The following is a 19,955-nucleotide window of genomic DNA, read 5'->3' on the forward strand; positions in this document are numbered from 1 at the left end:
CAAACAGTCATTATTTAGAGAAAGTACTCGGTCTGGGTGGACATTAACTTGTCGTAAAGAGTGTATTACACATAGATAGCGTTTATCGCTCTTTTTTTATGCCTGATCATTTAACTAATCTCAGGTTTGCTAATGTTATACTCGTTAAAATTTCTAATCGTGAGTTTGCTAATGCCTTGGATCCAATTAAAAATAAATAGCCAAGCAGAATACGCTGAACAAATTGGCGAAATGTTATCAGCCAATGGTGCACAAGCCGTGACTTTTGTGGATGCTAAAGATACGCCCATGTATGAACCTAAACCTGGTGAAGTAATGTTGTGGCCAGATACCCAAATTGTAGGCTTGTATGACGCGCAATACGATATGTCGCGAGTGATTAGCCAACTGAGTAAGTCCAAGCTGCTGGGTAAAAACTTCAATCATAAATTAGACCAACTAGAAGACAAAGATTGGGAAAGGGAATGGATGATAAATTTCCACCCTATGCAATTTGGCGAACGCTTATGGATTTGTCCTAGCTGGCGTGATGTACCTGATCCCAATGCAGTGAATGTGATGCTCGATCCTGGATTAGCGTTTGGAACGGGCACACACCAAACAACAAGTCTGTGCCTAAGATGGTTAGACCGTTTAGAACTGTCTGAAGCAACCGTGGTTGATTTTGGTTGTGGTTCGGGGATATTGGGTATAGCTGCTCTTAAACTAGGTGCTCAGCGTGTTGTAGGTATCGATATCGATCCTCAAGCTTTATTAGCCAGTCAAGATAATGCTAATCGTAACGATGTGGGCGAAAAAATTGAATTGTATTTACCAGAACATCAACCTGAACTTCAAGCTGATGTGGTGTTAGCCAATATACTGGCCGCACCATTGCGTGAATTAAGAACGGTCATCACCGCATACTGTAAAACGGGTGGTAAATTAGTGTTGTCGGGAATTCTAGACAACCAAGCCCAAGAAATTAACGACTTATACAGTCAAGATTTTCATATGGAACCGATCGAAATAGACGGTGAATGGGCGAGGGTGTCTGGGGTTAAAATAACGCTTTAGAGTTAGCAGATCAGTGGGGGTGTTGAATTATCAATACTAGTGCTTATTTCTAAAATACTGCACTTATCAGTAAGGTCCCTGTTTGTTTGCCCTTTTTATTTGGTACATAGACTTATCGGCCTGACTTAACATATCATTTGCACCTTTAGGCGGCGCATCATAAATAACATGACCGACGCTGGCACTGATTTTTATTATTGTCTGTTTATCAATATGCAAGCTAACGTTTTGTAATTTCTTTTGTACTCTTAGGACTAAATTACTGGCTTCCGTGCGATCGTTAAAGATTCCTAACGCAACAAATTCATCGCCCCCGATTCGCCCAATACTATCGACAGAACGTAACTGGTTACGGATGATGTCTGCTAATACCTTGAGTACCTTGTCACCTATATCATGACCCCATTTATCATTTGTCTGTTTGAAGTTATCTAAATCTATATATAATAAACAAATAACGCCGCCTTCTATTTTTTGTTTGCTTAATACATCGTTAACCTTCTTATCCCAACCACGCCGGTTCAATACGTTGCAAAGGTCATCTGTATTCGCTTGTGATTCTGCTAATATTTTATCTGCTTGGATATTTTTAATTCTCGCTGACACCGCTACTGCTAACATAAAGGCTTCAACGGCAAAAGCTATGATCAGAGCATAACGCTGTAAAAATGGATTGACGTCATCCAAAACAGTTCGAAAGACCATAGCGATCACCATTAAGACTAAGCTTAACAGTACTAACTTGGCACTTTGTATATTTCGGTAGGCCTGTATGGATATCAAGATTAAAATACCCAACATCAGCAATAGAGTCATTTTGCCCATTGCCCCACCTAACAGAGCCGATAGGCTGTTATGGTTAAGAAATAACAGTAATACAGATACCAGTAATACACTGCTTGCTCCTAACTCCAAAACATAGCGGGTTAATTTGGGCCATGTTGCATGTAGATCTGTCAAACGCACAATAAAGACTGTGGCTGTGAAAACAGTAAAACCAGCAAATAGTAGATAAAATTGATGACTTAATAAAAAGCTATGCCGCGCCAAGAATATATTTAGTTGCCCTTCTTGAAGCAAAAAAAAGGTGGCGGCACAAAACACATACAAGCTATAAAATTGAAATCTAGTATCCCCAACAATTCGACCCATAAAATAAACATATAAGATCAAGGTCAGGCACAACCCGTAAAAAATTCCCATAAAAATATTATTAAACAGACTGTTATTAAGAAAAGTTGCAATGGGTGTCCAAGCAAAATTTTGCATGTGGTTATGATGGTTTAAAAATAAAAAATCGACAGAAAAAGTACCAGTTGGCAGTAAAAATGATGGGCTATTTGCCGCTAATTGGATGAGCTTAACTTGTTTAGTTTCCCAAGATAAATCCATTATTTCGGTGTTATCAAAGGTAAAAACCGCTTGGTCTTTTAACCTACAGTCAAGACGCAAGCGACTCTTACCTTTGGGTATAGATAATAACGCTACCTTTTCTTTATTAAGGATCTCAATACGATGGTCAGCAGAGTGGGTTTGTTCGGTGCTTATTAGTTGAATTTGGCAATATTCATTATTTTGTATGTTTTCTTGAGCATGCAAAAAAGAGCTGATTAACAATATGATTAACAGTAAATATAATTTTGGCATTATCGCCTTAGAGAAAATGGAAGAATAAATAAAATTTACGCTGTTGTTCTAGATCCCAAGAAAACAAGCTGAATAGATATTATAAAATATTCCACTAATATTCGATAGCGCTTGTTTGTAATTAGTCTTAAAAGTTAGTCGTTTATTTACCAAGTCTATTGGTGATGTTTAAAGAAAAACGGTTTTAAAAAACAGAGAATAGAACATTACTTTTTCGATTAATGGTAGCTGAGGAGTTTTGTGCAGTAGATTACAAATCAAGGAAGCTAATAATGTAATAGCTGCGACGATTAGCGAAATAGTTTTGTTATAATGCTTAGGCGCTTGATATAACAAGAATTTGACAAACTCTAAAAGAATTGAACTGATTACGGGAATCGAAAAGCTGCAAGAATTAGCGATTAATTACGAAGTGGTCGCTAAATCTTGAAAAATGGTGCCGACTACCGGAGTCGAACTGGTGACCTACTGATTACAAGTCAGTTGCTCTACCAACTGAGCTAAGTCGGCACACAGAATAAAACTTACTGGATGACGCTGCTTTCAGGTTGTTGGTAAAACTGTTGAATCACAGCTATCCCCGAAAACGAGCGCTATTGTATGCATAATTTATATGTTGTCAATCAAATAAAATATTTTTTAACTGGAAGTCTAAAGTTTAGTTAATTTGACTGCTTCATCTTTAAGCATGGGAAAGTGTTCGATTGGCAGATATTCGGCCAAAGCAAGCATAATTTTTCCTAACTCAGCATAATTATCAGCACATAAATTAAAGTGTCCCATTTTACGCTTTTTGCGTGATGCTTTACCGTACCAGTGTAAATGGCAACCGGGGATGCTAAGCATGTCGCGGGCAAAGGCTTGACAACCTATGATATTGATCATGGCAGTCGGTGAAGTAACTTTAGTTGAGCCTAGAGGAAGACTCCTGACAGCTCTCAAGTGGTTTTCAAACTGGCAGGTGTCTGCACCTTGCATGGTCCAGTGCCCTGAATTGTGAACCCGTGGTGCGATTTCATTAACCAGTAATTGTTGACCAATTTGGAAAAATTCAACTGCTAATACCCCAACGTAATCCAAAGACTCCGATAATTTATTGAAGATATCTTGCGCCTGTTGGTTAAGGGGCGTGTCTACATTTGGAGCAGGAGCAATAGAAACATGTAATTGACCCTTATGGTGTAAGTTTTCTGCAAGCGGATAATAGGCAATGTCACCTTCGCCGTTACGAACTGCGACTAATGAAAGCTCGCGATCGAAGTTGAGCATTGTTTCAACAATTAAGGGAACTTTTTGTAAGTCTAATTTCGACAACTTCTGCTTAAGACCAGGCAATTCGCTTTTGCTTTCTAAACGCCATTGACCATACCCATCATAACCGTCTCTGCTGGCTTTGATGATCAACCTTTCGCCCAGCTTTTCAACTGCGTTATCTAGTTGTTCAACATCAGTGACTATTTCAAATGGACTGTTAGCGATAGCCAGTTTTGCGAGCAGTTTTTTCTCACGTACTCTATCAGCACCGGTTAAAATTGCTTCGACACTCGGTTTGAGTTTGCCACTGGTATGAACTAATTCAAGTAGGTCCTCAGGAATGTGTTCAAACTCAACAGTGATAGCGTCAACTTCCTCAATAAGTCTATCTAAGGAGTTATTGATGACAAGTTTAGTCACTGGGTCGACAATTTTGTTATCAACTACGTCAACTGCCTGAACACTTATTCCAAGTGGATAACCAGCTAGAGCCATCATTCTAGCTAACTGGCCTGCTCCAAGCACTAATATGCTCATTTACACAGTCTCGCGTTAGTGTTTATCATAAAGAGGGCAAAACTAATTCTTCTTGCGCTAAAATAGTAGCAGTTTGCTCAGCTCGAAAATCTTTGATTGCTTGTTGCACTTCAGGGTTCTGTAAGCCGATGACCTGTGCTGCCAGCAATCCGGCATTTGCTGCGCCCGCATCACCGATAGCTAGAGTACCAACCGCTACGCCTTTTGGCATTTGCACGATAGATAACAAAGAATCTATACCATTTAGTTGGCTTGAGCGAACGGGTACACCAAACACGGGAAGATGAGTATGTGCTGCAATCATACCGGGTAAATGTGCCGCCCCACCTGCACCACCAATGATGACTTGGTAACCTTGGTCAGCCGCATTTTCGGCAAAGTCAGTGAGTAAATTTGGGGTACGGTGGGCAGATATAACTTTTGCTGTGTAACTTACCCCAAGCTTTTCTAGCATTAGTCCTGCGTTTTGCATAGTAGGCCAGTCAGACTTTGACCCCATCACTATTGCTACATTTGGCATAACTGTCCTTCCTAAATCACATGTATTACACGGGAAGAAACTAATCCCCCCAAATTTTTGGACAGGCATTGTAGCCTATCGCAATCAGCATAGAAACCATCCCGACCAGCCGTTCTTTAAAAGACTATTTTAATGCAGATGCATATAATCTAATGTTAAATCTGTAAGTAATTTTACGCCTGTTTTCATACCTGAATCGTCAACATAAAACTCTGATGTATGATGAGCGGGAGCTTGGTCTACATGGACATCTAGGGGTTTACCACCTATCCACATATACAACCCTGGTATTTTTTCTTGAAAAAACGAAAAATCTTCTGCCCCTGTTACGGGTTTGCTATATATAACATTCTCGCGACCAACGCTCCTAATAAGTGTAGGTACCATTTTTTCTGTTAATTCAGGATCATTGTAGGTTATGGGGTAATTATAATCTAAAGGCAAAGTTACTTCGACTTCTGCACGCATACTGTCAGCAATACCTTTTACTTTTCTGGGTATTGCTTCATACATGTGCTCACGCGCGGCTTTGTTCAAAGTACGAATGGTACCTACTAACTCGACTTGATTAGGGATAATGTTCGAGCGATTACCGCCATGAATAGAGCCTATTGTTACCACAGCAGCTTCATCAATAAGTTTGATTTCTCGGCTGACAATAGTTTGTAAGCTCATGATAATTTGCGCTGCTGTTGTGATTGGATCGACACTCAACCAGGGATAAGCGCCGTGTGCTTGTTTTCCTTTTATCACTATTTTAAAGGGATCAACTGCAGCCATAATTCCACCTTCTTTGTAGCGAATTTTACCTACGTCGGTAGCAGAGCTAATATGCAAACCAAAAATCACGTCAACTGATGGGTTATCGAGTACGCCTTCTTTGACCATTAGTTCAGCCCCACCTTTTTCACCTCTAGGTGCACCTTCTTCTGCAGGTTGAAAAATAAACTTCACCTTGCCGCGCAACTGACTCTTCATATTAACTAAAATTTCTGCTGTACCCATCAGCATAGCCACATGAGTATCGTGACCACAGGCATGCATAACTGGTACGTCGTTACCTTCAAGTTCACCACGCTTGGTAGATTTCCAAAGTAAATTATTTTTTTCAAGTACAGGTAGTCCATCCATATCAGCTCGCAACGCAACTACTGGTCCTGGTTTACCACTATCAAGTATTGCTACTACACCTGTTATTGCTACTCCTGTTTGTACCTCTAAACCAAGGCTTTTTAGGTGTTTGGTAACATACTTTGCCGTTTCAAATTCGCGGTTGGATAGTTCAGGATTTTGGTGCAAATGATGACGCCACTTAATAACTTGAGGTTCGATATCGTTAAACATCTGTTGGACGTTAGGTGCTGCGATTAATTTGGGAGCAAAAATTAAGAGTAATAAGATGGGTATAAACTGTTTCATTGGTAATCGATTGCAAGTGAGGGAATATCTAATATGTTAAAACCACATCTGCTTGTCAAATATTAAGGGATGTTGGTATAAAGTATTACCTGAAATAGATACAAAAAAATCCGCCAGCAGTTGCCTACAAGCGGATTTTTTTTCAAAGGATAAAGTTAACTCTTTTGTCTGCGCATAGCAGTAAAGAACTCGTTGTTAGTTTTAGTCATAGACAATTTACCGATAAGAAACTCCATCGCGTCTATTTCAGACATTTCATGCACAATTTTCCGCAATATCCACATTTTTTGTAATTCGTCTTGAGTGGTTAACAATTCTTCTCTACGGGTACCAGAACGATTGTAATCAATCGCAGGAAATACACGTTTTTCAGCAATTTTACGGTTCAGGTGTAATTCCATATTACCCGTGCCTTTAAACTCTTCGTATATAACTTCGTCCATTTTAGAACCAGTATCAATCAATGCTGTGGCAATAATGGTTAAGCTACCGCCTTCTTCAATGTTTCGTGCAGCGCCGAAGAAACGTTTAGGTTTGTGTAATGCATTAGCATCTACACCACCCGTTAATACCTTGCCTGATGAAGGTATAACTGTGTTGTAGGCTCGTGCCAAACGCGTAATAGAATCTAATAAAATGACGACGTCTTTTTTATGTTCGACTAAACGTTTGGCTTTTTCAATCACCATCTCAGCAACCTGTACATGGCGACTGGCTGGCTCATCAAAAGTAGAGGCAATAACTTCACCGCGAACTAAGCGCTGCATCTCAGTTACTTCCTCTGGACGCTCATCAATCAATAACACCATCAAAAGGCACTCTGGGTGATTAGCGGCGATAGATTGAGCAATATTCTGTAAAAGTAATGTTTTACCTGCTTTAGGTGGTGCCACGATCAATCCACGTTGGCCTCGACCAATTGGAGAAGCTAAATCTAAAACTCGAGCAGTAATGTCTTCGCTACTACCATTTCCACGTTCCATAATTAAACGTTCATTGGCATGTAATGGTGTCAAGTTTTCAAATAATATTTTATTACGCGCATTTTCAGGACGGTCGTAGTTTACTTCGCTTATTTTTAACAAAGCAAAGTAACGTTCGGTATCCTTTGGTGGACGTATTTTGCCAGAAATCGTATCACCAGTTCGCAAGTTAAAGCGTCTAATCTGACTAGGAGAGACGTATATATCGTCTGGACCTGCCAAGTATGAAGAGTCGTTGGAACGCAAAAATCCAAAACCATCTTGAAGAATTTCCAGTACGCCATCACCAAAAATGTCTTCACCGCTTTTAGCGTGAGATTTAAGGATAGAAAAAATAATGTCTTGTTTGCGAGCGCGAGCCATGTTTTCTAACTTCATTTCTTCGGCTAGGCTAACTAGTTCACTTATAGTTTTGTTCTTGAGTTCGGTAAGATTCATAATTGGTGGGTCTTTATGCTAGAAGCTTGTCTTAAAAGCCAGTTTGATTGATTGATTCAAAGGTTATTACTTATTTATATCTCTGATTTGAGCGAAGTGTGGGTCTGTTCAGTCATGAACGATTAAAATTTAGCACCAAATAATTGCCGCGTCTAGTGAATTGTCGATTTCTTAGCTGATTTAGACTCATATTCTACAATTAATATGATTTGTAGAATACCTAGAATAAGCTATATACAATAAAACTAATGGCTGGAAGCATTATAATGGTATAAATATTTAATAAGCTCAGCAAGCACCGAGCTTATTAAATTTAATTTTGAAAGGTCAAAATTAAATGTTTTCGTTTAAAAACTCTAAAAGCTGGGTTTTTGACAATGCCCCGACTTTTGTCGCTGCTACATTACCGCCTTTAAATAGTAATAATGTAGGTATACCTCTAATGCCGTACTTAGGGGGAGTTTCGTTATTTTCATCGACATTCAGCTTACCAACTGTTACTTTGCCGTGAAATTCGTCAGCCACTTCATGCAGTATCGGTGCGATCATTTTACATGGACCACACCACTCTGCCCAAAAATCAACTAACACAGGACCAGCAGCATTGATAACATCGGCCTCGAAACTATCATCAGTTAACTGGATAATTTTGTCGCTCATTCTTTTCTCCGTAATTTTCTCTTTCGCTGAGATGACTCAGCCATGTTGTGATTGTTATATAGAAACTGGTTATTAATGCAAGCAATGATAAGCTATAAGCTATGCCAACTACACATTTAACCGATACAAAATTTTCAGACCTACCTATTCATCAGCAGGTTGTAGATGCGCTGTCTGAAGCCAATTTTAATCTCTGCACACCTATCCAAGCTTTGAGCTTACCGCCTTTGCTGAAAGGCAATGATCTGGCCGGTCAAGCACAAACTGGTACAGGGAAAACCATCGCATTTTTGGTTGCCACTTTCCACTATTTGTTGACTAACCCTCAGGACTCAAAACGTCAGCCTAGGGCAATCATTATGGCACCTACCCGTGAGCTAGCTGTGCAAATTTTTAACGATGCAGAATTACTTAGCCAACACACAGGATTAAGCCTTGGTTTAATTTATGGGGGCGAGGGTTATCAAAGTCAACGGGAGAAACTTCAAGGTGGTGTAGATATTATTATCGGCACCACAGGTCGAATCATTGATTACTATAAACAAAACATCTTTTCATTAGCCTCAATTCAGGTTGCAGTATTAGATGAAGCCGACCGTATGTTTGACCTCGGCTTTATCAAAGACATTCGTTATTTATTTAATAGAATGCCCAAACCTACTGAACGTCTGAGTATGCTGTTTTCTGCTACCTTATCTTACCGAGTGCAAGAGTTAGCGTACGATCACATGGATAATCCTACCCATGTTCAGATTGAACCAGAAAGGAAAACCGCAGAACGAGTAAAAGAAGAGCTGTTTTATCCATCAGACGAAGACAAACCCTTTTTGTTACTCACTTTGATGGAAGAAGAATGGCCGGACAAAGCTATAGTGTTCGCCAATACCAAACACGGCTGTGAAAGGATATCTGACTGGTTAGAAGCGGATAAACACAGGGTTGGTTTGTTAAGTGGTGATGTACCCCAGAATAAACGCCTCAAAATACTAGAGAACTTCACTTCTGGTGTACTTGATGTGTTGGTTGCCACAGATGTTGCGGCACGTGGTTTACATATTCCAATGGTGAGTCATGTATTTAATTACGACTTACCCGATGATGCAGAAGATTATGTGCATCGTATTGGTAGAACCGGACGTGCTGGTGAAAGCGGTAGTTCGATCAGTTTTGCTTGTGAAAAATATGCACTTAACTTACCGGCGATTGAGGAGTATGTTCAGCATTCAATTCCAGTGACAGAGTACAACCCAAATGATTTAATGCGTGAAGTTACACCACCAAAACCTCGCTTTAAAAAACGTATGCAAAGTGGTAAGAGCCATCAAAAACGCCCTTCAGGCCCACGTCCTAATCGAAATAAATGAATAATAACGCTAAAGTCATTACCCCTTTTTCTCAGCCTGAGCAACTGTATGCAGCTGTAGATCTAGGTTCTAACAGTTTTCATATGGTAATTGTGCGGGTTGTGGCTGGTAGTGTGTATATTATCGGTAAGGTTAAGCAAAAAGTGCGTCTTGCCGCTGGGCTAGATAGGGATATGGTGCTAGACCAGCCGAGTCTTGAAAGAGGCTGGAAGTGCCTAGAAACATTTTCTGAACGTTTGCAAGATATCCCTGTTTCAAATATTAAAATTGTGGGTACCGCCACATTACGCTTAGCGACTAACGCAGATGTATTTATAAAAAAAGCCGAACAAATTCTCAATCATAAATTAAATGTGATTGATGGTGAGGAAGAAGCGAGACAAATCTATTTAGGTGTCGCTTACACTTCAGCCAATCAAGGTAATTCTTTAGTTATTGATATTGGCGGCGCAAGTACAGAAGTGATCGTTGGTAATGATATGAGCCCTATACATTTGGTTAGCATAAATATGGGATGTGTCACCTTCAAAGAACGTTTTTTTGCAGACGACACTTTATCAGATCAAAATTTTGAGCGTGCCATTGAAGAGGCCACTTCTTTACTGAAACCTCTAATCGATGACTTTATCAGTTTCGATTGGCAGCAATGCTTAGGTGCATCTGGCACTCCCCAAGCCATTACTGAAATATTAGTAGCGCAGGGGATCAGTGATTCTATCCGTATTGATTATTTACATAATCTAAAACAACAATGTATTGATTGTGAGAGGATAGATTTATTGCAAATAGAGGGCTTAACAGAATCCAGACGTGCGATTTTCCCTAGTGGATTAGCGATACTTATTGCCTTATTTGAACAGTTAAATATCGAAGAAATGCAGATATCTGGCGGGGCACTGCGCGAAGGCCTTATTTATGGCATGCTGGATAATATGCAACAAAATGATCGCAGGTTGCAGACTCTTAAACAATGTATTGAGCGCTTTCACATAGAGCCTGAACACGCCAATCGTGTTAAGGACATTTCGCTTAGTCTGTTTGAACAAGTACAAAATCAAGTTTTATTAGGCAAGGTCGATTGTGAAGCCATTTTGATGGCTTCGGCCATGTTGCATGAGACGGGCTTACACATTGAATACAAATTACACCACCAACATGGCGCATACATACTGAGTCACTTGCCTATGGTGGGTTACACACAACAGCAAAGAGCTGGGATTAAAACCTTAGTACAGTGTCACAGACAGGAAATAATCCTCAGTTTATTTAGCTCTTTTCATCCAGAAGTTCGCCAAGCACTTTTGATATTAGTCAGGGTGTTACGATTATCTTGTTTACTGTCAATCCGACGCAAGGATAATTTGCTAGCAGACTTCACGGTAGAAGCCTCAGATGAAAAGTGGACACTTACTTTTCCTAAAGGATGGCTAAAATCGCACCCACTAATAGATGCTGAACTTGCTAACGAGAAATGGCAACAATATAAAGTGGGCTGGATTTTAGAATGCTACTAAATAAATACTTTTAAGTTATTGATTTTAAATAAATAGATGAAACAGTGAAAACGTTGCTGCTTAATGTAGATACTCAACCGACTAGTCTTGTCTCAAAAGTATTGCTGCCTGCTTTGCGAAATAAGTCAAAATTCCATCAGCGCCAGCTCGTTTAAAAGCTAGAAGTGATTCTAAAATCACTTCATCTTCATTTAACCAACCATTAGCAAACGCAGCTTTATGCATGGCATATTCACCGCTAACTTGGTAAGCAAAAGTGGGGACTTTGAACTCATCTTTGCATCGTCTTACTATATCTAAATAAGGCATACCGGGTTTGACCATGACCATGTCGGCACCTTCTTGTAAGTCTAATGCGATTTCACGCATCGCTTCGTCTGAATTAGCAGGATCCATTTGGTAATTTTTTTTATTGCCTCCTTTTATATTGCTTGCTGAACCTACCGCGTCTCTGAAAGGCCCATAATAGCTTGAAGCATATTTAGCCGAATAAGCCATTATACAAGTATTGATAAAACCATGGCTTTCGAGTGCTTGACGAAGAGCGCCGACACGTCCATCCATCATATCAGAAGGTGCAATAATATCAGCGCCTGCATGCGCATGAGATAGTGCTTGTTTAACTAAGACCTCGATGGTCTCATCATTCAACACATAACCTTGTTCGTCAATCAGACCGTCTTGGCCGTGAGAGGTAAATGGGTCTAGCGCAACATCAGTGATAATAGCTATGTTAGGCAACGACTGCTTAAGGGCGCGCACTGCCCTTTGAGCCAACCCTTGGGGGTTAAAGGCTTCACTTGCACACAATGATTTGACTTGCATCGGTGTCACTGGAAAAAGAGCAATAGCATGAATGCCGAGTTCTACAAGCTCATGTGCCTCTTTCACTAACAAATCAATAGATAAACGATCAACACCAGGCATGGAAGGCACTGCTTGTTTTTGATTATCGCCTTCCAACACAAACATGGGATAAATTAGGTCACTGGCAGTGAGTTGGTTTTCTGCCACCAGTTTGCGAGTGAAATCTTGTTTACGTAACCTACGCATTCGAGTCTTGGGAAATTGTTCAATCATAATTAATCCTGCTGTTGAATGAAGTCTATATGGCTACCTTGAACATTATTACGACCTGCATTTTTGGCAGCGTATAGTTGTTTGTCCGCTAAGGCTAAAATATTATCTTCTGGTTGTGTAATGTCAGCTATTGCAGTCCCTATACCGGCGCTAATAGTAATGTTTATTGTTACGTCGTCAGTATGTATGTTCGTTTTTTCTATTTTAACTCTAAGCTGTTCTACCAAAATCAAAGCACCTTTTAAGTCGGTGCTGGGTAAAATGAGGACAAACTCTTCGCCACCATATCGGCATACATTATCACTGGGTCTTTTTAAGGCATTTTTGAATGTGCGAGCAACTGCTTTGATACATTCGTCGCCAATTAAATGGCCATATTGATCATTTACGCTTTTGAAATGGTCAATATCTATCATTACTACAGATAACTGGGTTCGTTCTCGTCGGCTCTTTCGCACTTCGGCTTGATATTTTTTGTTAAAATAACTGCGGTTTCGGATCCCTGTTAATGCATCTATAGTATTTTTTTCTTGAAGTTCGCGGTTAGTTTCAGATAATTCACGAAGGGCAATTTCTAATTCTAGTGTGCGTTCTTGTACCTTGTACTCAAGCTCTTCAGTAGTGTTCTCTTGTAACGCTAACATATCAATTTGATTATGCTGAGCTTGACGTTCTTTGTTCAATAACTCAGCTTGCGTATCAAGGTATACTTGGCGTTGTTGGTGATGGCTGATACCTAGAATAAGTCCTAAAAGAATAGTCTCTACGCTCATATTCAGCATCAATGTGTAGTTAGAAGATAAGTTTAAGTCGATTACATTGAGTGTATCTACGCTTATTACACAAGCACTAATAAATAAGATTGCCAATGCCAATGTGTAATATCGTGCGATGAGCGAACCTTTTATCCATAATCTAACTGAGACGTTGAAAATAAATATACTACTGGTACATAACATGATTAAAAATATATTAAAAAATAGGGGGAGTGGTATAAACAAACTGATGACTAGATTGATTAAAAAAGCGTAAGCAATGACGTTAAGGAGCTTACTAAACTTCACGCTGTAGACTCTGACATTCAGTAACAGATCACAAAATATAATCGAGAACCACACAGTTAAATGGGCAAAGATTCCTATTGCATTTTGCTGCAACCAAGTTGAATTAGGCCATATATAGCGATAACCTAAACCTTGTAGCGCCGCTAGTGTCAAAGCTAAAAACATAACATAGCCAGCATAGACTAAAAAAGTGGCGTTACGAGTTGTGACAAAAAAGAACAGGCTAATGAATCCCATTGTTAACATTAAACCAAAAAATACACCTGCGATTAAGTTACTTTTACTGGTGAATTTTAAGTAGTCTTGTTGTTGCCAAATATTTAAAGGCAGGCGGTTTAACCCTTTAGATAAGGTGCTAACGTAAACGACTATCTCTTGGCTTTTTGTTGGTACCGGAGATAAAAAACTTTCATGCTCAATGACACGCTGCGAGAAGGGTAAAGAGTCCCCTATCTGATATTCATTGAGTATCTCGTTGCCTCGCACAAACCAAAGGTTAACCCTATCCAATAATGCGTTATCAATTTCCAGCAACCTAGGTTGTTTAGGATCTAGGCTATCGAGAGTAAACCTGAACCAAAGTAACTTGTTAAACATGTCTAATGTGTTTGAATCTTGACTATGTTGCTGCCAAATATTATTAGAGGTGCTCAATATACTAGTAATCGAATACTGTTTATTTGTATCAACCAAGTATTCAACGTCTACTATTAATGAATGGCTTGGGCGGATTGGGTTAGTAAAACTAGTGATTGCAAAAAGGACGGCAACAAAAATACTGATAATTACCAAAAGCCATGTCTTGCTTAAGATTATGTTATTCGAATTATTTAGCACGATTAATATGAGAGCTTGAAATATTAAATAGAGCTTGTGTATTCACCTGACTCGCTAGCTGTAATACCTCGATATCAGTTGCCATTAGACTAGCGACTTCCTGAGCTATGTAAGGTAAATAAGCGGGTTCGTTATTTCCATTATCAACTTTACGGTTATTGGCTAAGCCCTTGGGACGTAAATATGGTGAATCAGTTTCTAACAAAATACGCTCTAGGGGTAATGATTTAATAGCGCCACGTAACGCTTGCCCACGTTTTAGATCGCATACCCAACCGGTTATACCAATATATAGACCTAAATCTAAGTAACGCTCCATCTGCTTAATATCGCCAGTGAAACAATGCACCACGCCACCATGTAAATCGTTACGATATTTAGTGAGATATTCAATCTGTACTTCAAATGCATCGCGTTCATGTAAAAAAACAGGCAAACCCAATTCACATGCTAATTTGAGTTGCTGTTCAAAAGCAAAACACTGTTGTTCGGGTGTTGAAAAGTTTCGATTGAAATCCAAGCCACATTCACCTATGGCAACTACACGAGTAGACTTTGATAAAGTTCTAAGATCATCAATAGTTTGGGGTGTAAATTGGCTGGCGTCATGGGGGTGTACACCAGCAGTGGCCCATAAGTGATTGGGGTATTGTTCTGCCAACAGGATAGCTTGTTGGCTTTTCTCCAGACTAGTTCCGGTAATAATAATATGGTTTACATCAGCCGCTAAGGCCCTTTCAAATACGGGTACAAAAAATAATCGTTTGTCATTTAGGTTGACACCAATGTCACACCACGACATGACCTTATATCACTCGCTTAGCACGTATTCGTTTGTTGATATTTTCTTTGCCAATAAAAAATGACCCCAATGCTCCGCGTTCAATAATAACGGTTTGGCCTATTTTCAACTTGAGACGTCTGCTACTCGTCTGCTGCCATACCTGTCCATTATCAAGAGTAAGCGTTTGACTACCAAATCGATTCTTTTTCACTTTTATTATTTTAGCTTTAATTTGATCAATCAAGTCTTCAATAGATTGTTTGTTTTCATATCCAAAAGTAGCTTGCTGTTGACTAATATTATTAGCCGACTCAACACCTGTTTTTGGATTCATTACTGGTGAGATTGAAGGTTGCTCTGGTTTTATCAAAACTCGTTTTGATTGGGGTGTTTGTTCTACCAGAGAAAGGGGGTCTAAAAGTTCAGTCGTTGTGACTTGCACTGGGTGTTGTTGTTGAGTTTTTTGCTGCGAAGATTTATTTTTCGAGATCTCGGCTAACTTGTCATAACAGACTAAGCGTTGCAAGCTATCCTCCTTTTTAGCACATATCGATAATTCATCTATTGCTGTAACGGCTATGCTAAAAGGGCTTACCAATATCAATAATGTCAACCATTTGCTTGTATGAGTCATAAATCATCCTGTTGTTCTTGTTCCGCTTTTTTTCGGGTGTAAATACTACCAATTACAATACCAAATTCGAATAAAATCCACATAGGTATGGCTAGTAGCGTTTGCGATATGATGTCGGGAGGAGTGAGGAGCATGCCGACTACAAACACTCCCACAATGACGTATGGGCGTTTTGCTCTTAGTGCATCTGGTGTGGTTACACCGGTCCAGCACATCAAGACTATTGCGACTGGAATTTCAAATGATAATCCAAAAGCAAAAAAAATCTTGAGAACAAAATTAAGATAACTACTAATGTCAGTATTGATCACCACACCTTCTGGCGCGACGCTGGTAAAAAAAGAAAATGCTAATGGGAAAACGACATAGTAGGCGAAGGCCATACCTAAATAAAATAACAAGGTACTAGAAAACAATAGCGGTGCGACTAAGCGTTTTTCATTTTTATACAACCCCGGCGCAACAAATCCCCAGATTTGGTAAAGCACAACAGGGATAGCAATGAAGAATGACAACACCATTGTCAGCTTAAAAGGGGCAAAGAAAGGAGAAGCTACATCTGTGGCAATCATTTGTGCATTTTCTGGCAAGGTATCTAACAAAGGAGTCGCTAACCAGTGATATAGGTCTTGTGCAAAATAAACCAAGCAAAGAAATACCACAAACACACTGACAACTGCGTATAGCACACGGCTTCTGAGCTCAATTAAATGAGCGATTAAGCTATTTGGTTCAGCCATGTTAGCTACTCTTTAGAATAAGGTTTTTGAACCGACTTAGCTGCATCACGAAGCTCGTCAACTGACTTTTGAAGCTCCGGAGGCAAATTTTCGAGGTTCTGTTGCTCGGCTTTTTTCAAGTTTTCATGTAGTTCATGAATCTTGAACTGTTGCTCGACTTCCTGTCGAAAACCATTGGCCATGCCTTTGATACTTCGCACACTTTTCATTGTTGAACGGATAGCACCAGGTAACCTTTCAGGTCCCAACACCACTAAACCTACAACAGTAATAATTAAAAGTTCGAAGAAGCCTATATCAAACATTAATTAGACTCTTTGTGTTCGCTCTTCGTTTGCTTAATAGGAGTCTCTGCATTTTTAGTATCTCCGGCATTAACAACTGATTTATCTTCAACTGTTTCTTTAGCATCAAAATCGGCATCTTTTTCTTTATCATCCTCACCCATCGCTTTTTTAAAACCTTTCATAGCTGAGCCTAAATCACCACCTAAACCACGTAGCTTTTTAGTGCCAAAAAGTAAAACTACAATAACTAATATAATAACTAACTGCATGGGGCTGATGCCAAACATAACCTAACTCCTGATGTTTCAATAATTTCATTATACGTAGCTTATTGCAAAGGTCACTGGATTTGATAGCCAAAATTAGGTTGTTTGACTTTTTAATCACTAATTGCGTTAATCTTAAATTTACAAACATTAATTGTTAGCTTATTAAATACTTGTATATGGGTGTTTATGTTGAGGAAAAGTATGAAGAAATCTTATTTGTTATTCTTTATCAGCATCGCTTTTATAACAAATATCAATGCACAAGAGATGAAACAAGAATACCAATGGTTAGATAACATGCATCAGAGCATTGCGTCTTCAGTCAACACTAGCGCCTTATGGTTTGATGAGTTTTTTGCACTAGAAGAATTTGAAAATCGTGAACATGCCTTCGGTGAAGCGCGCATTAGATTGGGATGGGAACCAAGAAGCCGAGATGTCGTTGAGTTCGAGACTCGGATTAAAATAAGAGTGAAATTACCCAATTTAAAAAACCGTGCTGATTTGGTTTTATCTGATTATGACGATGACAGACCTGGTAACGACATCCAAGCATCGGGTAATAATAATTTTGTTGAGCAGAATCGTTTTAGTTTGGCATTACGCTGGCGTAGTAGCCCTGAAAGTGGTTTGTCACACCGTATTGGTGTAGGCCGTCGATTACAGGCTTTTGTTAAAAGCCGTTATCGAAATTCCCATTTTCTAACGGATAAAACAATTTTACGTTGGGAAACCTCCGCATATCTATACAGTATTGATGGCTTAGGTGCTGATTTTTCTTGGCAAGTAGGTTACAACGCCACTGATTACTCGATGTTCAGGTGGAATAATCACTACTATTTCAGAGACCAAACCAACGACTGGCTTTGGCAACATAGCTTACAAAAGCTCACACAATTTGATGAAAAAAATGCACTGATAGCGGGTGTCTATATTGAGGGCCTGAGTCGCCCAAATCATCGTTTAGAAGAATACTTAGTGAGTTTAAGGTGGCGCAAAAACATCCTAAGAAAATGGTTGTTTTATGAAGTTGAACCTTTTATCTTGTGGCGGCGCGACGAGATGTTTTCAGCGTCTTACGGTATTGCTTTGCGGGTAGAAGGTTTTTTTGGTCCATCTTAATTTTACAGACTAGTCATATTTTTATAAGGTCTTTTATGTCAAAAGGGTGATAGCCAAACATCATCATCAAAATCTGCTTAACAAGGTGTAATAAATTCGTTTATGACCGTGTTTTAATTCCGCTTTTTTTTAAATGCAAAAAACCAGCAAGCTATACCTAATATGTCAAAGCAACCGCTGGGCCACCAATTATCTTGATATATGGGTAGTATGGCGCCAACAATAATCAAGGTGGCCCCCATTATCATGAGTAGCGTGCTGGTGTGTTGTTGCCTAAGTTGTTCTTGTTGAGTTTCAAATTGAAGCTTTTGTTTTTCAGGTAATGTTTTAACTTGTTTCAGGGTGTCATGAATTAAGTCTGGCATTTCAGGCAGCTTCTCAGACCAATAAGGTAGGTTGGTAGAGATTTTTTGATACATGGCTTTAAAACCAATTTGTTCTTTCATCCAGTTTTCTAAAAATGGTTTAGCCGTTTTCCATAAATCAAGTTGCGGGTATAACTGACGACCTAAACCTTCAATATATAGTAAGGTTTTTTGAAGCAGAACTAACTGTGGTTGTATCACCATATTAAAACGTCTGGCGGTATTGAACAGTTGTAGTAAAACGTTGCTGAATTCAATTTCTGCTAAAGGTTTTTGAAAAATAGGTTCACAAACTTTACGAATGGATGCCTCAAAATCATCAATGTCGGTATCCGATGGTACCCACCCTGAATCCACATGTAATTCAGCGACTTTGCGATAATTCCGGTTAAAGAAAGCAATGAAATTTTCTGCCAAATAACGTTTGTCTTCACTATTTAGTGTACCCACAATGCCAAAGTCTATTGTAATGTATTGAGGATCATCAGGGTTAACGGTAGAAACAAATATATTGCCAGGATGCATATCTGCATGGAAAAAACTATCACGAAAGACTTGAGTGAAAAATACTTCAACACCGCGCTCCGCTAACCTCTTCATATTGGTATTGCGCGCAATCAATTGTTCTATATCAGAAATAGGGGTGCCATAAATTCGTTCCATTACCATTACATTTTTATGGCTATAGTCACTGTAAATAGTTGGCACATACAAGGCGGTGGAGTTTTCAAAATTACGCTTAAACTGTATGCCGTTAGCGGCTTCATGGGTCAAGTCTAATTCATCAATGATGGTGCGTTCGTATTCTTTTACAACCTCAACTGGACGTAAACGTTTGCCATCAGGTAGCAACTTTTGTAAAGCACTTGCTGCCGTGCGCATAAGCTCAATGTCAGACTGAATGGTATGTTGAATATTGGGGCGAATGACTTTAACAATAACATCGTGATTGCCATCTTTTAATTTTGCGGCATGAACTTGAGCAATAGATGCAGAAGCTAATGGTTTAGTCTCAAATTCACTAAACAAGTCACTAAGATGTGCTAATCCAAAAGCATCACGAACAATTTTTTTAGCTAGCTCAGGGTCAAAAGGTTCAACCTTGTCTTGTAAAATAGACAGCTCACTTGCCACATCTGGCGGTAGCAGATCCTTGCGGGTAGACAACATCTGGCCAAATTTAATAAACACAGGACCTAAAGTTTGCAATGCTAACCTGACGCGTGTTCCTTGTGATTTATCAGGATGTTTGTTTCGCAGCCAGAAAAATCCAAAGCGACCTAACTTTGCATACCAAGGTAACCATTTACTGGGAATGAGCTCGTCTAGGCCATGTTGTAACATCACCTTATTAATTTGGTAAAAACGTAGAATTCTCACG

Annotated in this window: 18 protein-coding genes and 1 tRNA gene; 4 read left to right on the forward strand and 15 right to left on the reverse strand. The window is 39.3% G+C overall.

Annotation, left to right across the window (positions count from 1 at the left end):
- The first annotated feature begins 171 nt into the window (after positions 1-171).
- The gene (gene prmA, locus QZ562_RS03780; RefSeq protein WP_293757063.1) at positions 172-1,056 is read left to right on the forward strand and encodes a 50S ribosomal protein L11 methyltransferase; all 885 of its coding nucleotides are present in this window, start codon (positions 172-174) and stop codon (positions 1,054-1,056) included.
- Positions 1,057-1,122: 66 nt separating this feature from the next.
- Here prmA and QZ562_RS03785 read toward each other — a convergent pair whose 3' ends face one another.
- From QZ562_RS03785 to trxA, 7 genes are all read right to left on the reverse strand, one after another.
- Complete coding sequence (locus tag QZ562_RS03785) at positions 1,123-2,703, reverse strand: GGDEF domain-containing protein (protein ID WP_293757065.1); 1,581 nt, start codon at positions 2,701-2,703, stop codon at positions 1,123-1,125.
- Between the two features lie 434 nt (positions 2,704-3,137).
- A tRNA-Thr gene (locus QZ562_RS03790) sits at positions 3,138-3,213 on the reverse strand.
- Between the two features lie 141 nt (positions 3,214-3,354).
- Positions 3,355-4,494, reverse strand: coding sequence for a 5-(carboxyamino)imidazole ribonucleotide synthase (locus QZ562_RS03795; protein WP_293757067.1), 1,140 nt, complete (start codon positions 4,492-4,494; stop codon positions 3,355-3,357).
- A gap of 25 nt (positions 4,495-4,519) precedes the next feature.
- Positions 4,520-5,014, reverse strand: a complete 495-nt coding sequence (purE, locus tag QZ562_RS03800; RefSeq protein WP_293757069.1) for a 5-(carboxyamino)imidazole ribonucleotide mutase — start codon at positions 5,012-5,014, stop codon at positions 4,520-4,522.
- Positions 5,015-5,143: 129 nt separating this feature from the next.
- Entirely contained in the window at positions 5,144-6,433 is a 1,290-nt protein-coding gene (locus tag QZ562_RS03805) for an amidohydrolase (protein ID WP_293757071.1), read from the reverse strand.
- Positions 6,434-6,588: 155 nt separating this feature from the next.
- Complete coding sequence (rho, locus tag QZ562_RS03810; RefSeq protein WP_293757073.1) at positions 6,589-7,854, reverse strand: transcription termination factor Rho; 1,266 nt, start codon at positions 7,852-7,854, stop codon at positions 6,589-6,591.
- Positions 7,855-8,187: 333 nt separating this feature from the next.
- Positions 8,188-8,514 carry a thioredoxin TrxA gene (gene trxA, locus QZ562_RS03815; RefSeq protein WP_293757075.1) on the reverse strand — a complete coding sequence of 109 codons (327 nt, stop codon included), beginning with the start codon at positions 8,512-8,514 and terminating at the stop codon, positions 8,188-8,190.
- A 101-nt stretch (positions 8,515-8,615) separates the two neighbouring features.
- Here trxA and rhlB point away from each other — a divergent pair, with 101 nt between their 5' ends.
- Entirely contained in the window at positions 8,616-9,878 is a 1,263-nt protein-coding gene (gene rhlB / locus QZ562_RS03820; protein WP_293757077.1) for an ATP-dependent RNA helicase RhlB, read from the forward strand.
- The gene (locus QZ562_RS03825; RefSeq protein ID WP_293757079.1) at positions 9,875-11,392 is read left to right on the forward strand and encodes a guanosine-5'-triphosphate,3'-diphosphate pyrophosphatase; all 1,518 of its coding nucleotides are present in this window, start codon (positions 9,875-9,877) and stop codon (positions 11,390-11,392) included. Before rhlB ends, QZ562_RS03825 begins: the two co-directional genes overlap by 4 nt.
- An 81-nt stretch (positions 11,393-11,473) precedes the next feature.
- On the opposite strand, the gene hemB is transcribed toward QZ562_RS03825, so the two are convergent.
- From hemB to tatA, 7 genes are read right to left on the reverse strand one after another with little or no spacing between them, the layout of a single operon-like run.
- Positions 11,474-12,472 (reverse strand): porphobilinogen synthase, encoded by a 999-nt coding sequence (gene hemB / locus QZ562_RS03830; RefSeq protein WP_293757081.1) that lies wholly within the window; start codon positions 12,470-12,472, stop codon positions 11,474-11,476.
- Positions 12,473-12,474: 2 nt separating this feature from the next.
- A complete protein-coding gene (locus QZ562_RS03835) occupies positions 12,475-14,328 on the reverse strand; it encodes a diguanylate cyclase (RefSeq protein ID WP_293757083.1) in 1,854 nt (617 codons plus the stop codon).
- A 34-nt stretch (positions 14,329-14,362) separates the two neighbouring features.
- On the reverse strand, positions 14,363-15,175 hold the full coding sequence (locus tag QZ562_RS03840) for a TatD family hydrolase (protein WP_293757085.1): 813 nt from the start codon (positions 15,173-15,175) through the stop codon (positions 14,363-14,365).
- Between the two features lie 4 nt (positions 15,176-15,179).
- Positions 15,180-15,791: a hypothetical protein gene (locus QZ562_RS03845; protein ID WP_293757087.1), complete on the reverse strand. Its 612-nt coding sequence runs from the start codon at positions 15,789-15,791 to the stop codon at positions 15,180-15,182.
- The gene (tatC, locus tag QZ562_RS03850) at positions 15,788-16,531 is read right to left on the reverse strand and encodes a twin-arginine translocase subunit TatC (RefSeq protein ID WP_293757089.1); all 744 of its coding nucleotides are present in this window, start codon (positions 16,529-16,531) and stop codon (positions 15,788-15,790) included. Before tatC ends, QZ562_RS03845 begins: the two co-directional genes overlap by 4 nt.
- Positions 16,532-16,536: 5 nt before the next feature.
- Positions 16,537-16,836 (reverse strand): Sec-independent protein translocase protein TatB, encoded by a 300-nt coding sequence (gene tatB, locus QZ562_RS03855; protein ID WP_293757091.1) that lies wholly within the window; start codon positions 16,834-16,836, stop codon positions 16,537-16,539.
- Positions 16,836-17,105, reverse strand: a complete 270-nt coding sequence (tatA, locus tag QZ562_RS03860; protein WP_293757093.1) for a twin-arginine translocase TatA/TatE family subunit — start codon at positions 17,103-17,105, stop codon at positions 16,836-16,838. Before tatA ends, tatB begins: the two co-directional genes overlap by 1 nt.
- Before the next feature lie 183 nt (positions 17,106-17,288).
- Here tatA and QZ562_RS03865 point away from each other — a divergent pair, with 183 nt between their 5' ends.
- Complete coding sequence (locus QZ562_RS03865; protein WP_293757095.1) at positions 17,289-18,209, forward strand: hypothetical protein; 921 nt, start codon at positions 17,289-17,291, stop codon at positions 18,207-18,209.
- A gap of 113 nt (positions 18,210-18,322) precedes the next feature.
- Here QZ562_RS03865 and ubiB read toward each other — a convergent pair whose 3' ends face one another.
- Positions 18,323-19,954: a ubiquinone biosynthesis regulatory protein kinase UbiB gene (gene ubiB / locus QZ562_RS03870; protein WP_293757097.1), complete on the reverse strand. Its 1,632-nt coding sequence runs from the start codon at positions 19,952-19,954 to the stop codon at positions 18,323-18,325.
- Position 19,955 lies beyond the last annotated feature (1 nt).

This window comes from uncultured Paraglaciecola sp. (assembly GCF_913058035.1).
GTDB lineage: Bacteria > Pseudomonadota > Gammaproteobacteria > Enterobacterales > Alteromonadaceae > Paraglaciecola.

Bases quoted from the DNA above. Each gene is read 5' to 3' on its own strand.
- prmA (WP_293757063.1), top strand. From the start codon at position 172: ATGCCTTGGATCCAATTAAAAATAAATAGCCAAGCAGAATACGCTGAA.
- QZ562_RS03785 (WP_293757065.1), bottom strand. From the start codon at position 2,703: ATGCCAAAATTATATTTACTGTTAATCATATTGTTAATCAGCTCTTTT.
- QZ562_RS03795 (WP_293757067.1), bottom strand. From the start codon at position 4,494: ATGAGCATATTAGTGCTTGGAGCAGGCCAGTTAGCTAGAATGATGGCT.
- purE (WP_293757069.1), bottom strand. From the start codon at position 5,014: ATGCCAAATGTAGCAATAGTGATGGGGTCAAAGTCTGACTGGCCTACT.
- QZ562_RS03805 (WP_293757071.1), bottom strand. From the start codon at position 6,433: ATGAAACAGTTTATACCCATCTTATTACTCTTAATTTTTGCTCCCAAA.
- rho (WP_293757073.1), bottom strand. From the start codon at position 7,854: ATGAATCTTACCGAACTCAAGAACAAAACTATAAGTGAACTAGTTAGC.
- trxA (WP_293757075.1), bottom strand. From the start codon at position 8,514: ATGAGCGACAAAATTATCCAGTTAACTGATGATAGTTTCGAGGCCGAT.
- rhlB (WP_293757077.1), top strand. From the start codon at position 8,616: ATGCCAACTACACATTTAACCGATACAAAATTTTCAGACCTACCTATT.
- QZ562_RS03825 (WP_293757079.1), top strand. From the start codon at position 9,875: ATGAATAATAACGCTAAAGTCATTACCCCTTTTTCTCAGCCTGAGCAA.
- hemB (WP_293757081.1), bottom strand. From the start codon at position 12,472: ATGATTGAACAATTTCCCAAGACTCGAATGCGTAGGTTACGTAAACAA.
- QZ562_RS03840 (WP_293757085.1), bottom strand. From the start codon at position 15,175: ATGTCGTGGTGTGACATTGGTGTCAACCTAAATGACAAACGATTATTT.
- QZ562_RS03845 (WP_293757087.1), bottom strand. From the start codon at position 15,791: ATGACTCATACAAGCAAATGGTTGACATTATTGATATTGGTAAGCCCT.
- tatC (WP_293757089.1), bottom strand. From the start codon at position 16,531: ATGGCTGAACCAAATAGCTTAATCGCTCATTTAATTGAGCTCAGAAGC.
- tatB (WP_293757091.1), bottom strand. From the start codon at position 16,836: ATGTTTGATATAGGCTTCTTCGAACTTTTAATTATTACTGTTGTAGGT.
- tatA (WP_293757093.1), bottom strand. From the start codon at position 17,105: ATGTTTGGCATCAGCCCCATGCAGTTAGTTATTATATTAGTTATTGTA.
- QZ562_RS03865 (WP_293757095.1), top strand. From the start codon at position 17,289: ATGAAGAAATCTTATTTGTTATTCTTTATCAGCATCGCTTTTATAACA.